Origin of the sequence: Mesorhizobium sp. B2-1-3A (assembly GCF_006442655.1) — a bacterium.
Classification (GTDB): domain Bacteria; phylum Pseudomonadota; class Alphaproteobacteria; order Rhizobiales; family Rhizobiaceae; genus Mesorhizobium.
The window spans coordinates 205202-218276 of the sequence record NZ_VFWK01000009.1; the positions used below are offsets into that span (position 1 = coordinate 205202).

At 64.0% G+C, this 13075-nt stretch carries 15 protein-coding genes; 6 read left to right on the top strand and 9 right to left on the bottom strand.

Annotated elements, in window-relative coordinates; all coding sequences use genetic code 11:
* Nucleotides 1-6: 6 nt before the first annotated feature.
* From FJ977_RS31875 to FJ977_RS31885, 3 genes are all read right to left on the bottom strand, one after another.
* Complete coding sequence (locus FJ977_RS31875; RefSeq protein WP_181180126.1) at nt 7-498, bottom strand: SRPBCC domain-containing protein; 492 nt, start codon at nt 496-498, stop codon at nt 7-9.
* 31 nt (nt 499-529) lie between these two features.
* Nucleotides 530-877 (bottom strand): metalloregulator ArsR/SmtB family transcription factor, encoded by a 348-nt coding sequence (locus tag FJ977_RS31880; protein WP_140776167.1) that lies wholly within the window; start codon nt 875-877, stop codon nt 530-532.
* 143 nt (nt 878-1020) lie between these two features.
* Complete coding sequence (locus FJ977_RS31885) at nt 1021-1926, bottom strand: bestrophin family protein (protein WP_140776170.1); 906 nt, start codon at nt 1924-1926, stop codon at nt 1021-1023.
* Between the two features lie 184 nt (nt 1927-2110).
* Here FJ977_RS31885 and FJ977_RS31890 point away from each other — a divergent pair, with 184 nt between their 5' ends.
* Nucleotides 2111-2524: an ACT domain-containing protein gene (locus FJ977_RS31890; protein WP_140776172.1), complete on the top strand. Its 414-nt coding sequence runs from the start codon at nt 2111-2113 to the stop codon at nt 2522-2524.
* A gap of 4 nt (nt 2525-2528) precedes the next feature.
* On the opposite strand, the gene FJ977_RS31895 is transcribed toward FJ977_RS31890, so the two are convergent.
* Together FJ977_RS31895 and FJ977_RS31905 are read right to left on the bottom strand one after the other, a co-directional pair.
* Nucleotides 2529-2987, bottom strand: a complete 459-nt coding sequence (locus FJ977_RS31895; protein WP_140776174.1) for a GNAT family N-acetyltransferase — start codon at nt 2985-2987, stop codon at nt 2529-2531.
* 209 nt (nt 2988-3196) lie between these two features.
* A complete protein-coding gene (locus FJ977_RS31905) occupies nt 3197-4231 on the bottom strand; it encodes an aspartate-semialdehyde dehydrogenase (protein ID WP_140776178.1) in 1035 nt (344 codons plus the stop codon).
* A gap of 595 nt (nt 4232-4826) precedes the next feature.
* Between FJ977_RS31905 and FJ977_RS31915 the strand changes: the two genes are divergently transcribed.
* Nucleotides 4827-6692: a DEAD/DEAH box helicase gene (locus FJ977_RS31915; protein WP_140776182.1), complete on the top strand. Its 1866-nt coding sequence runs from the start codon at nt 4827-4829 to the stop codon at nt 6690-6692.
* Nucleotides 6693-6761: 69 nt separating this feature from the next.
* Here the strand turns inward: FJ977_RS31915 and FJ977_RS31920 are convergent, their stop codons facing one another.
* A complete protein-coding gene (locus FJ977_RS31920) occupies nt 6762-7316 on the bottom strand; it encodes a DUF3291 domain-containing protein (protein ID WP_140776184.1) in 555 nt (184 codons plus the stop codon).
* Nucleotides 7317-7412: 96 nt separating this feature from the next.
* Nucleotides 7413-8843, bottom strand: a complete 1431-nt coding sequence (locus FJ977_RS31925; RefSeq protein WP_140776186.1) for a glycosyltransferase — start codon at nt 8841-8843, stop codon at nt 7413-7415.
* A 140-nt stretch (nt 8844-8983) separates the two neighbouring features.
* Between FJ977_RS31925 and FJ977_RS31930 the strand changes: the two genes are divergently transcribed.
* The 4 genes from FJ977_RS31930 to FJ977_RS31945 all read left to right on the top strand — a co-directional run bounded on the left by FJ977_RS31930 (nt 8984) and on the right by FJ977_RS31945 (nt 11424).
* Nucleotides 8984-9694: a DUF805 domain-containing protein gene (locus FJ977_RS31930; protein ID WP_140776188.1), complete on the top strand. Its 711-nt coding sequence runs from the start codon at nt 8984-8986 to the stop codon at nt 9692-9694.
* 69 nt (nt 9695-9763) lie between these two features.
* Nucleotides 9764-10420, top strand: coding sequence for a DUF805 domain-containing protein (locus FJ977_RS31935; RefSeq protein ID WP_140776190.1), 657 nt, complete (start codon nt 9764-9766; stop codon nt 10418-10420).
* A 127-nt stretch (nt 10421-10547) separates the two neighbouring features.
* Nucleotides 10548-10976, top strand: coding sequence for a polyketide cyclase (locus FJ977_RS31940; protein WP_140776192.1), 429 nt, complete (start codon nt 10548-10550; stop codon nt 10974-10976).
* Entirely contained in the window at nt 10969-11424 is a 456-nt protein-coding gene (locus FJ977_RS31945) for a MarR family winged helix-turn-helix transcriptional regulator (RefSeq protein WP_140776194.1), read from the top strand. The genes FJ977_RS31940 and FJ977_RS31945 overlap by 8 nt, the downstream gene beginning before the upstream one ends.
* A 52-nt stretch (nt 11425-11476) precedes the next feature.
* Here the strand turns inward: FJ977_RS31945 and FJ977_RS31950 are convergent, their stop codons facing one another.
* On the bottom strand, nt 11477-11965 hold the full coding sequence (locus FJ977_RS31950; RefSeq protein WP_140776196.1) for a GNAT family N-acetyltransferase: 489 nt from the start codon (nt 11963-11965) through the stop codon (nt 11477-11479).
* 4 nt (nt 11966-11969) lie between these two features.
* Complete coding sequence (gene leuB / locus FJ977_RS31955; RefSeq protein ID WP_140776198.1) at nt 11970-13073, bottom strand: 3-isopropylmalate dehydrogenase; 1104 nt, start codon at nt 13071-13073, stop codon at nt 11970-11972.
* Nucleotides 13074-13075: the final 2 nt, after the last annotated feature.

Genomic DNA, 13075 nt, shown 5'->3' on the forward strand with positions numbered 1-13075 from the left:
CTTCGTTCAAAGCGTCTTGAGATAGGCCTCCAGGCGCGCGTAGCTCGCCATCACCATCTGGCCAAAGCCCATCTTCACCGCCATGTCCCGGGCGGCGATGGAGTTGGCGCGGATAGTGGCGACGATCCGCGTCCCGCCGCCGAAATCCTCGAACACGATGGTTGTCACCATGTTGGGCGCGGGCAGGCTGTCCTGCCATTGGCTGCGGTCGAGCGGCGCGTCGCGGTAGACGATCCGCTCCGGCGGGGCAATCTCGAGATAGACGCTGTTGGTCGGATACTCGCTGCCGTCGGCGAAACGCATGGTCAGGCGCCATTCGCCACCCGGCCGCACATCCATCTGGCAGACCGGGTAGCTCGATCCTTCCGGCCCCCAGAACCGCACCAGATGATAGGGATCGGTAAACAGCTTGAATATCAGGGCGCGCGGCGCATCGAACGTCCTGGTGATGATGATCGCCGGGTCGTCGGACGGAAGGTCTATCGACTGATCTGTCACTTTTTTCCCCTCTTTGAATGGGCCGGCGGCTTCAGCTATGGCTGCCGTCGGGATCTCCCTTTTGCAAAGCCTGCAGATAGGTTTCGAGCCGATCGAACCGCCCGTCCCACAGCACGCGATAGGATTCCAGCCACGCGTCGATCTCGCGCAGTGGCTCCGGCTGCAGGCGGCGCGGCCGGAATTGCGCGTCGCGGCCGCGCACCACAAGGCCGGCACGCTCCAGCACCTTGAGATGCTTCGACACCGCCGGAAAGCTCATGGCAAAGGGCTCCGCCAGCTCCGTCACCGAAGCCTCGCCGCGCGACAACCGCGCCAGGATGGCGCGCCGCGTCGGGTCTGCAAGCGCAGCGAGGGTCAGGCTGAGACTGTCGGTCGTCATACTTACCAAACCATATGGTTATATAACCTTTTGGTTCTATACGAGACGCAGGCCGATGCGTCAAGGCCCGCGTTGAGGTGGCCGAAATGCCACCGCACTCGTCAGGGCGCGGGCGGTTCGAATGCCGGCCGAGCCAGGACTTGCTATGAAAAATAGAACTTTTCGGCCGGGAGCATTTTCGGCGGTGTTTCGCCCAATGCCTCGAACACCGAGATTTCGCAGACGCGGCACAGCCCGTCGAGGGCGAGGTCGTTGGCCTCGGTGCCGAAAGGATCCTCGAGCTCTTCCGAAAGCGCGTCGAGGCCGAAGAAGGTGTAGGCGATCAGCGCGGTGAACAACGGCGTCGCCCAGCCCGTGGTCGAGATCAGCCCGATCGGCAGCAGCAGGCAGACGATGTAGGCCGTGCGATGCACAAGCAGCGTATAAGCGAAGGGCAAGGGCGTGCCGGCGATCCGCTCGCAGCCAGCCTGGATGGCGGTGATCGATGCCAGCCTCTCGTCCAGGATGCGGAAGCCGATCGGATCGACTTCGCCGGCACGGCGCTGCGCATTGGCGCGCCGGCCCATGCGCCTGACCATCTCATCCGCCGGATTGGCGAAATTCGCCGCCATCTCCGCTTCCGTGTCGATGAAGGCGCGGGCATCTTTCACGCTGTCGGTCTTGCGCAACTGGCCGCGCAGGAAATGACAGAAGGCCAGCGCCTCCATCAGCAAGGCGCGCCGCTCGGCCGGATCGGGAATGAGACTGGTCGTGGCGCGCGCCAGATTGCGGATTTCGAAGACCAGCGTGCCCCACAGCTTGCGTGCTTCCCACCAGCGGTCATAGGCGGCGTTGTTGCGGAACGACAGATAGATGGACAGCGTCACGCCCACCAATCCGAACGGCGCTATGTTGAAGACGCCCAGATCGAGCTTGAACCACCGCGCCAGGGCAAGGATGACCGCCGAATAGATGGCGAACCCAAAGATCTGCGGCAGGATGCGCGGCACCACGGAGCCGCGCATGATGAAGAACAGCTGCAGGAAGTTGGGGCGCGGGCGAACGATCATGGGCGGGCCTCTCACGGACCGGCATCGGCCCTCAGCTCCTGTATTGTGCGATGCGGCAGATCCGCAAGCCCAGCCGCCAGCGACATCGCAATGTCGTGCGCCCGGTGTGCGGACTATCGGCATGTATAGGTTGCGGATATTGAGAAGCCTGCGGGCCATGGCCCGCCCGATACAGGTGAGAAGAATGGCCGGCGAAACCGATCTGAAGACCCTGTTGGCGTCGATGACGCCGGAATTGCTCGACGGCACCTATGTCTTTGTCACGCAGGCGCCTGGAGTTTCCCAGCCGAGGAACCTCGACCCCGTGATGCTGTTCCGTGAGCGCGAGGGCACGACGCTGATCGTGACGGAGGAGGCAGCAAAGGCAGCCGGACTGACCGCCTCATTCCGTTGCCGGATGATCACGCTGAACATCCACTCGTCCCTGGAAGCGGTCGGCTTCCTCGCCGCCATCACCACGCGGCTCGCCGCCGCCGGCATGGGCGTCAATCCGGTCTCGGCCTTCTATCACGATCATCTGTTCGTACCGGCGGAGCGGGCGGAGGAGGCAATGGTCTTGTTGCGTGGACTGGCGGCAGAGAACGGACGGGTTCAGTAAGCGGTCAACGTCTGCGGACGTACAGAATATCCGGCAGGCCCTCCTCGTTGGTGGTGCCGTCGCCGAACGCTTCCGCACGGAACCCATGGCGCTCATAGAAACGTCGGGCGCCGGTGTTGCCCTGGAAGCAATGGAGTTTCACGATCGGCAAGGTAGCGGTCGAGTCGACCAGCAACCGACTGCCTATGCCTTGCCCAGCCCAGGCCGGGTCGAGGTAGAGCTGTTCCACCCAATCGCCTTTGACGGCGATGAAGCCGACAATCTCGCTGCCGGCTTCGGCGACTGTCACTTGCTGCCGTGGCAGCACGATGTCGCGGATGAAGGCAAGGTCTTCCTCCGGCGTATGCAGCACCGGCATCCAGTCGAAAGCGTTGAGCGACACGCGCATCGTGGTCGCGATGACGGCGGCATCCGAACCGACGGCCGGGCGCAGAGTGATATCTATGGGCTGAGTGCTAGTCATGAATGGAACACCAACGTCTCACTCCGCTGGAACACCCCTCATCCGTCTCGGCGCTACGCGCCGATCCACCTTCTCCCACAAGGGGAGAAGGAAAAGCGCCCCGGCCGAAGGCCGAGCCCGCGACCGCGGGCCGCCGGTCGTCCGGCGCCCTCGCGGAGAGCCCGCCGCGGCAGCGGCGGAACAGCCCGTGAGCGCTAAACAAACCGCCGTCAGGCCGCCTTCTTCTTCGGCTGGATCAGGCCGCGCTCGACCAGCAGCTCGGCGATCTGCACCGCGTTGAGCGCCGCGCCCTTGCGCAGATTGTCCGACACCACCCACATCGACAGGCCGTTGTCGACGGTCGAATCCTCGCGGATACGCGAGATGAAGGTGGCGTCCTCGCCGGCCGATTCGAGCGGCGTGATGTAGCCGCCGTCCTCGCGCTTGTCCAAGACCTGGCAACCGGGAGCGTCACGCAGGATATCGCGCGCCTCGTCGGCGGTGATCGGCTTCTCGAACTCGATATTGACCGCTTCCGAATGGCCGATGAACACCGGCACGCGCACGCAGGTCGCCGTCAGCTTGATCTTGGGGTCGAGCATCTTCTTGGTCTCGGCGACCATCTTCCACTCTTCCTTGGTGAAGCCGTCATCGAGGAAGACGTCGATATGCGGGATGACGTTGAAGGCGATGCGCTTGGTGAACTTCTTGACGTCGACCTGGTCGGCGACAAACACCGCACGGGTCTGGGTAAAGAGCTCGTCCATGCCTTCCTTGCCGGCGCCCGACACCGACTGGTAGGTGGCGACGACGACGCGCTTGATGGTGGCGAAATCGTGCAGCGGCTTCAGCGCCACAACGAGCTGCGCCGTCGAGCAGTTCGGGTTGGCGATGATGTTCTTGCGCGTGAACAGCGAGATCGCGTCCGGGTTCACTTCCGGCACGATCAGCGGCACGTCCTGGTCATAGCGGAAGGCCGACGAATTATCGATGACGACGCAGCCCTGCTTGCCGATCTTCGGCGACCATTCCTTGGAGACGTTGCCGCCGGCCGACATGACGCAGATGTCGGTGTCGGAAAAATCATATTGGTCGAGCGCCCTGACCTTCAGCGTGCGGTCGCCGAACGACACTTCCGTGCCCTGGCTGCGCCGCGAGGCCAGCGCCACCACTTCGCTTACCGGAAAGCCGCGCTCTTCCAGTATGTTGAGCATTTCCCGGCCCACATTGCCCGTGGCGCCGACGACTGCAACCTTGAAACTCATCTGGTATCTCCTGTCCCTCTCCGCTTGGTTTTTGGAGAAAACCCGCCGGCCGATGCGGGTTCCGTCCCCCGGGCCGGACCCGGGAGAGGGTGGTTAGGCCAAGGGAATCACACCGTTTTGGTGGTGGTTTTTTTGGCCGTGGTTTTGCTGGGACGAGGGGACGCGCCGACGCGCCCGGCCCAATGGTTCGCATTGAGGCTGGGGGCATCGAATGCAAGAAGAGCCATCAAAAGGCCGCGCATCGAAAAACGATCCCGTTCGAAGCGGGCTTTTACGCGGTTTGCGGCAGGAGTCAATTGGGACGAGGCGCGGCTTTCCTTCTCCCCCTGTGGGAGAAGGTGGATCGGCGCGTTAGCGCCGAGACGGATGAGGGGTGTTCCAGCGGAGTGAGGCGGCGGCGTTCCCTGGAACACCCCTCATCCGTCGCCTTCGGCGACACCTTCTCCCACAAGGGGAGAAGGGAAGGCAGTGCTGCTCGCCCTGTACAAGAGCGACGCCAAGAAGTACGAACGGCCAAGATTGTTTGGCTGGCGCGGCGCCGGCCCCGGCTCGTGCTCCATGATGAGCGCAGAACCCTGAATTCCGAAAGAGCGAGATGTCCAACTTCGAAGGTATTGTTCCCGCGCTGGCAAAGGCGCTGGAAAAACGCGGCTATGCCGAGCTGACGCCGGTGCAGAAGGCCGTGCTGGAGCTCGGGCAGGCCGACGCATTGGTGTCGGCGCAGACCGGTTCGGGCAAGACTGTGGCCTTCGGTCTTGCCATGGCCCCGACGCTGCTCGACGGCGCGGAACGCTTTGGCGCGGCCACCGCACCGCTGGCATTGGCGGTGGCGCCAACGCGGGAGCTGGCACTGCAGGTGACGCGCGAACTGGAATGGCTTTACGAGCCGACCGGCGCCACGGTGGCGTCCTGCGTGGGCGGCATGGACATGCGCACCGAGCGGCGCGCGCTGGAGCGCGGCGCCCACATCGTCGTCGGCACGCCCGGCCGGCTGCGCGACCACATCACACGGCAATCGCTCGACATGTCGGCGCTCAAGGCCGTGGTGCTCGACGAGGCCGACGAGATGCTCGATCTCGGCTTTCGCGAAGACCTCGAATTCATCCTCGACGCCGCCCCGGCCGAGCGCCGCACGCTGATGTTCTCGGCCACCGTGCCGCGCTCGATCGCGACGCTGGCTCAAGGCTATCAGCGCGATGCCGTGCGCATCTCCGCCGCCGGCGAGGAGAAGCAGCATCTCGATATCGAATACCGGGCGCTCAACGTCGCCCAGGCCGATCGCGAGAACGCCATCATCAACGTGCTGCGTTTCTATGAGGCGAAGAACGCGCTGGTGTTCTGCAACACGCGCGCCGCCGTCAACCATCTCACCGCGCGCTTCAACAACCGCAATTTTTCGGTCGTGGCCCTGTCGGGCGAGCTCAGCCAGAACGAGCGCAGCCACGCGCTGCAGGCCATGCGCGACGGCCGCGCCAAGGTCTGCATCGCAACGGACGTCGCCGCGCGCGGCATCGACCTGCCCAATCTCGAACTGGTGATCCATGCCGATTTGCCGACCAACCCGGAAACGCTGCTGCACCGCAGCGGCCGCACAGGGCGCGCCGGGCGCAAGGGCGTCAGCGCGCTGATCGTGCCAGGCAGCGCCCGCAGGCGCACCGAGCGGCTGCTGCAGAACGCCGGCCTCAAGGCGACATGGGCAAGCCCGCCCTCGGCCGACGACGTGATCCGCCGCGACGACGAGCGCATCCTCGCCGACCCGGCCTTCGATGAGCCGGTGAAGGATGACGAGCGCGGCTTCATCGAAGCGCTTCTCAGCCGTCATGGCGCCGAGCAGGTGGCGGCCGCCTTCGTGCGCCAGTGCCGCGCCAGCCGCTCGGCACCCGAGGATCTGATGGACGTCGCCCCGTTCACGCCTTCGCGCGAAAGACCGGCGGGCGAGAAATCCACGCCCCGCGACGAGGCGCCCAGCCGCCGCGACGATTTCGGCGCCAGCGTCTGGTTCTCGCTGTCGGTCGGACGCCGGCAGAATGCCGAGCCGCGATGGCTGATCCCGATGCTGTGCCGGGCCGGCAGCATCTCCAAGCGCGAGATCGGCGCCATCAAGATGCAGCCGGAGGAGACTTTCGTGCAGATCGCGGCGGATTGGGCCGACCGTTTTCTGGCCGCGATCGGACCCGACCGCAAATTGCAGGGCAACATCGTGGTGAAGCGGCTCGAGGGCACGCCGGATCTGTCGCGCGCCGGCTATCAGCCGCCGAGCCCGGACAAGAAACCGCATCGCGGCAAGGCGCCATTCGATCCGAACGCACCGAAGCGCAAATTCGAAAAGCGCGCACCGGCAGCAGCCGACCAGCGCCCGGCTACCGCGCATGAGCCAAAGCCCTGGGCAAAGAAGCCGGGCAAGCCGAAATTCGACAATGCCGGCCCGCCAAAGCACAAGAAGCCGAAGCGGCCATCGTAAGAAACTGCGGCGGGTTGCAGGCACAGGCGTTCCGCCAGTTCCAGGGCGGATTGCCGCCTTGGCGCCAGGTCAGCTTGGTTGCTGCTGCCGCCTTTCATTCAAACGCATATTTTGTTTGACCATTTGGCTGTCGATCGCCGTCGGGCGGCCATCTTCATCGAAACAGGTTTTGAAATCGAAGGCAAAAGGGCTGGCCTTGTGGTCATGGAGAAATTCGTGTCGGACCACAGCCTCCCCCCAAGCGGGTTTATGGTCCCAGTCGACCCACCAAAGCACATAGGGTGGCCATGCCGGTTTGAGAAACCATTCCCGCCCGTGCCGCATCGCCTCCATGTGAATTCCTGCGTAGGTGAATGCCATTGGTGATGCCAAATCTTTCCACAACGACAGCGTCGATGGCGTCCAGCCGTCTCCCTGCTCACGGTAGAAGCGCGGGAAAACTTGCGTGCCCCAGCTTTCCGGACCAGCTTCTTCCTCATAGCCCGACCTTGCGATGAATCCCTCGCTCGTTTCGGCAATCAGAAAATTGCGATCGTTGCGGTCATGAAAGCCCTGGTTCACGGGATCACTGGCCGGCGCACGGAATATGCCGAAAGTGTACAGGGCAAGTCTTTTGCTCTTCATTTTGCCTCCGCCAGACAGCCCTGTTGCACTCGGTTTTTCCTCATTGTTCCAGGCCGGTAACGGGTCGAAACCGGTCGGCCGCGTGATCCGGTTCGGTCAGGCGTTCGAAGCCCGGGAGACCGACGCCTGCAGACCGGCCTTGATGGCTGCCCAGCTTGCGGAAGGTGGCGTCGGGCGGTGTTGCCTTGCGATGCGCTCCACAAGCGAGGAGCGCCAGTCATGGTCCTCGGCCATCCGGCGGATGGCGGCATACCAGCCGGCCTGATCATTGGAATCGATCGCCGGCATCATCCCGCCGCTCGCCTCGATCAGCGACGGCGCGGTCGACACGATGACCGGAACGCCGAAATCGAGACATTCGGAAGCGCCGTAGCCCCAGCCCTCTATATGCGAGGGAAAGACGCCGAATGTGGCGCTGCGATAATAGCGGATGAGTTGCTCGTCGCTGACCAGCCCGGTGAAGGTGACCGACTGGAGCAATTCGGGATGCGCCTTGAGATAAGCGCGCAGCGGCTCGATCATCCAGCCCCAGCGCCCGGCGCAGATGAGCCTCGGCAGCTTGACGCCTTCCTCCCGCGCCTGCTGCCAGACCCGCGCCAGCAGGATGTGGTTCTTGCGCACTTCGATGGTCGAGCAATAGAGCACGAACGGTTCGCCGGACTCGATGCGCGATGTCGTGCCGGCGCGCGATGCGTTTGCGTGCAGGATGGAGGGCATCGGAAAGCGGTACACAACCGGCGTGGCGATGCCGGCCTCGCGCATGTGATCGGTCAGCGTCGCGCCGACCTCGTTGGAGGCGCAGAATGCCGGTGCGCCACTGCGCTCGAGCTGTTCGAGATAAGAGCCGTAGCGGCCCTCGCCGCCGCTGGTGCCAAGCAGATCGGGGCGCAATTGCGGGATGATGTCGTGGCACAGGAAGGCAAGCTTGCCGGCGGTGCCCGAAACGGCGGAGCGGTCTTCATGGGTGAGGATGTGATGGCTGATCAGCACAAGGCCGGGCTCCGTTTCGGCCAGCGGGGCGGGGGCATATCCGCGCAATCCCGACCAGGCCCAGGCCCTCGCCCGCCGGTACAGGCGATAGGCGCGGATCAGGAGCCGCGTCGCTTGGTAGGCGATTCCCTCGCGGCCATTGGTCACCGTCTTGGCCAGGTGGCGGTCCGTCCCGCGCTCCCAGGGCTGCTGCCGCACCGTCTCGAAAGCTTGCGACAACGCCATGTGCCTCCCCGGCCACCTTTTGACACGATGCACTGAAATGTCCCCTGCCGCGACATGGTCCTGTTCGTAGGCGGCAAGCGGCCGGAACCGGCCGGACCTGAATGCCACCACCTCCACGCTGGGGTCGGGATCCGCCAACGCCGCGTTGACGAGAAAGCTTTCCACGCGCGGAATGCCCGCCAGGCCCTCGCCGGGCGGCCAGAACATCAAGCCTGTGGCGTCGATGGCCAGCCTGGACGGGGTCGGCCCCGGAGGCCTTGCGACCTGCCCATCCTCGGTCGCGGCGCTGGCATCGGAGTGCTCTGCGGTCATCGTCTCTTTGGTGAAAACGGCTGCACTTGAAGCCTTATGCTTCATTTGCCGCTACCATGGTAGCCATGTCGCACGGCTTGCCCATCGGCTCGGCCCTGTGCCACACCTTGGCAGGGACACGGGCGACAAGGGGGTGGGCGATGCGCGGCGAAGTGCTCCACTATGACGAGGACCAGGGCTTCGGCTTCATCACCGGAGCCGACGGCAACCGCTACACCTTCACCCGCGAGAACCTTCGCCGGCAAACCGCCATGCCCAAGGGAACGGCGGTCGAGTTCCAGGCGGGCGTCGGGCAGGCGCGTGACGTTTTTTCGATCGCCGCCCAGGCCGCAAGCCCGGCCGCCGACGCCGCCACCAGCGCCGCACCGGCTCAAGCCCGTCCCGCGCCGGCGGCCGTCGCATCGCAGGCGCAACCCTTCGGCCGGTCGGCCGAGCCAGCCGGGCCCACCGATCTCTGGTCCTATTTCTGGCGAGCGATGACCGGGAACTATTTCAATTTCGCCGGCCGCGCCCGCCGCAAGGAATATTGGGGCTATTGCCTGTTCTGGACGATCGCGCTGCTGGTGGTCATCGGCGTCGGCGTTTTCACCGATGTCCAGATCGGCAATTTCGACAGCATTGAGATGCCGGGGGTGACGATCGGGCTGTTTGGCGCTTTCCTGCTGGCCACGTTCTTCCCCAGCCTCGGTATGATCGTGCGCCGCCTGCACGACCTCGGCCTGTCGGGTTGGCTCTGCCTGCTCATCCTGATCCCGACCTTCGGCAGCCTGATCATCCTGGTCTTCGCCCTGATCCCGACACAGGGACGCGAAAACCGGTGGGGACCGGTGCCGGCGGGGGTCAGCGCTTAATCTTAACGTGCATATTGCAATTGTTCACAACCTAGAATAGTAGGATAAATCCTACGCAAGGGGGGAGCAATGCGCGGAGAAATCTTTCATTACGACCAGGATCAGGATTTCGGTTACGTGAATGGCGTTGATGGCAAGCGTTACATCTTCAGCCGTAGCGACTTGACCCAAGACGTGACCATTGCGAAAGGCATACTGGTCGAGTTCACACCGGACAACGGAACAGCTCACGAAATCGTCGCCGCAAAACCCGCCGCATCGTCACCAAATGGCAGGCCGGAGCAATCTGGCCAGACATTCGAAACGCGCCCCCTCAGGCCCATGGGGCTCTGGGCCTATTTCCTGCGAGCTTTTGGGGACGATTATCGCAATTTCACCGGCCGGGCCGGTCGCAAGGAGCTTTGGGCGTTCTATCTCTGGTTCTACGTCATACTCGTCGCGCTGTTCGGTTTCGGCATTCTCCTCAACCTGGCGATAAGCGGCTTCGACGACGGCCCAAGGACCTCGATCGGTTACATTCCTGCCCTGCTCTTCGTGCTGGCGGGAATCCTGCCGTCGATCGCAGTCGTCGTGCGGCGTCTGCACGACATCGGGCTGACAGGCTGGCTTGTCTTGCTTTGCTACATCCCGGTTTTGGGAGCGTTGGCCTTTCTCATCTTCGGGCTCACTCCCTCTCGGCCCCTGGAGAACCGGTGGGGATTTATGCCGGCGAGGGTGCGAATTTAGCGATCCCGGCAGGAATGCCGAAGGGATTTGGGATGCGTCTCGGCCTTGCCGCAAGATTCCTCTTGCATTTTAATCCGTGCACAGATAGTCTGTTGGCAGATTAAATGAGATGGATGGAGCCAAGACGATGTGGAGCAATGAGTACACCTCGATTTCGCCGCTTCCCGCACAAGCCATCTGGAACGCGCTCAAGGCGTTGCATGAGGGCCGCCTGACCTATGAAGGGTCCGATACCTTCGTGCTGCACGGGCCGTTCGCCAAGGGCACCCGTGTCTCCGTGACCCCGGCCGGACAGGACACGTTCGAATCTCTTATCGTCGATCTCGTCGACAACGTCACTTACGCCGACGAGACTTCGTTCGATGACACGAAACTGCTGTTCCGGCACACGCTGGTGCCGGTTCAAGGCGGCACGCAGGTGACGCACAGGCTGGAAATTTCCGGCCCCTCGGCCGCCGAGGTCGGACCCGAGCTCGGCCCGCAGATCAGCGGCGATTTCGACGTCTCGATGGCCAAATTGTTCGAGCAGGCAAAGGAGTTCGCGAACGGTGGCTGATGGGCAGGATTTGAACACGCGCTTCAGCGGACCTTCGGAGAGCCCCGGCTTGTTGCTGTGGCGAACCACCATGCGCTGGCAGCGTGTCATGACGGCGGCGCTGGCGCCGCTCGACCTGACGCATGTCCAGTTCGTGCTGCTGGCCTCGGCCATGTGGCTCGGCCGCAATGGCGAGCCGCCCAACCAGGTGCAGCTCGCCGCCCAGGCCGGCACCGAAGTGAAGATGACCTCGGACGTCGTCGCCCGGCTCGAGGCAAAGGGGCTGATCGCGCGGGAGGCCGACCCCAGGGATTCCCGCGCCAAGGTGATCCGCGTCACTCCAGCCGGGGCGGCTGCCGCGCAGCGCGCCATCGTCGCGGTCGAGACCGCCGACGCGGCCTTTTTCGAACCAGTTACCGAGGCGCAACTCGTAGGCCTGCTACGGCAGCTCGCCGGCGATATTCGCTGAGACCGCTCCGACAGCGCTAGAGTTGGATAACCAATCCTGGGAAACCATGCCGTCAGGCGCCAGGTTTTAATACCTTCAGCGCGTCGCTCGAAAGCCTGAGAAAAATCTTCTGGCCGTGCCGTTCGGCGCCGAGCCGCGCGTAGAAGCGCAGCGCGCCCTCGTTCCAGTCCTCGGTGGTCAGGTCGATGCGGCCGATGCCGTGGCTGAGGCAATGACCGGCGAGAAAATCGATCAGCGCCCGGCCGACGCCGGCACCGCGGACCTGGTCACGCACAAACAGATCCTTGAGGAACAGCAACCGCTCGAGATCGACGCCCGGATGCGCGATCGCCACCGACGCCAACCCGCTCACCTCATCTTCAACGAAGGCAAGCGCAAAATGTGGATAGGCCGGGCTTTCCTCGCCAAGCCATTTGCGCGCCGCGGACAAAGCCCGATCATGGTCGAGCGGTGGCTGCCGGTAATGTGCCGCCATGGCGCACAGCATGACCGCGAGCGCGGAAGCATCCGCGGCCGTCGCCCAACGGACGTCGACCGGCATGGGATCAGCCCAGGAACTTGGCGATGATCGCGTCACCCATCTCGACGGTTCCGACCTCGGTCATGCCGGCGGAGAGAATGTCCTTGGTGCGCAGGCCATCGTCGAGCACGGCGGCGATTGCCGCTTCAAGCTTGTCGGCTTCCGCGACCATGCCGAAGGAATAGCGCAGGCACATGGCGAAGGACGCGATCATGGCGATCGGATTGGCGATGCCCTTGCCGGCAATGTCGGGCGCCGAGCCGTGCACCGGCTCGTAGAGCGCCTTGCGCTTCTTGGTCTTGACGTCGGGCGCGCCGAGCGAGGCCGATGGTAGCATGCCGATCGAGCCGGTCAGCATGGCGGCGATGTCGGACAGCATGTCGCCGAACAGATTGTCGGTGACGATGACGTCGAACTGTTTTGGCCAGCGCACCAGCTGCATGCCGCCGGCGTCGGCCAGCATGTGGTCGAGCTTGACGTCGGCGTAACGCGCTTTCTGCGTCTGGGTGACGACCTCGTTCCACAGCACGCCCGACTTCATGACGTTGCGCTTTTCCATCGAGGTGACGTGGTTCTTGCGGGTCCGCGCGAGTTCAAAGGCGACGCCCGAAATGCGCTCGATCTCGAACGTGTCGTAGACCTGGGTGTCGATGCCGCGCTTCTGGCCGTTGCCGAGATCGATGATCTGCTTGGGCTCGCCGAAATAGACGCCGCCGGTCAGCTCGCGCACGATCAGGATGTCGAGGCCTTCGACCACCTCCTGCTTGAGCGAGGAGGACGCCGCCAGCGCCGGATAGCAGATGGCGGGGCGCAGATTGGCGAACAGCTCCATGTCCTTGCGCAGCCGCAGCAGGCCGGCTTCGGGGCGCACCTCGTAAGGCACCGCATCCCATTTCGGACCGCCGACGGCACCGAACAGCACCGCATCCGCCGCCATCGCCTTGGCCATGTCGGCATCGGAAATGGCCGCACCATGCGCATCGTAGGCGCATCCACCGACCAGGCCCTCATCGGTGGCGAAGCCGCTGCCGAGCTTTTCGTTCATGGCCGATATCAGTTTCTTGACCTCGGCCATGGCCTCGGGGCCGATGCCGTCGCCGGGGAGCAGGAAAAGATGCTTCGTTGCCATGG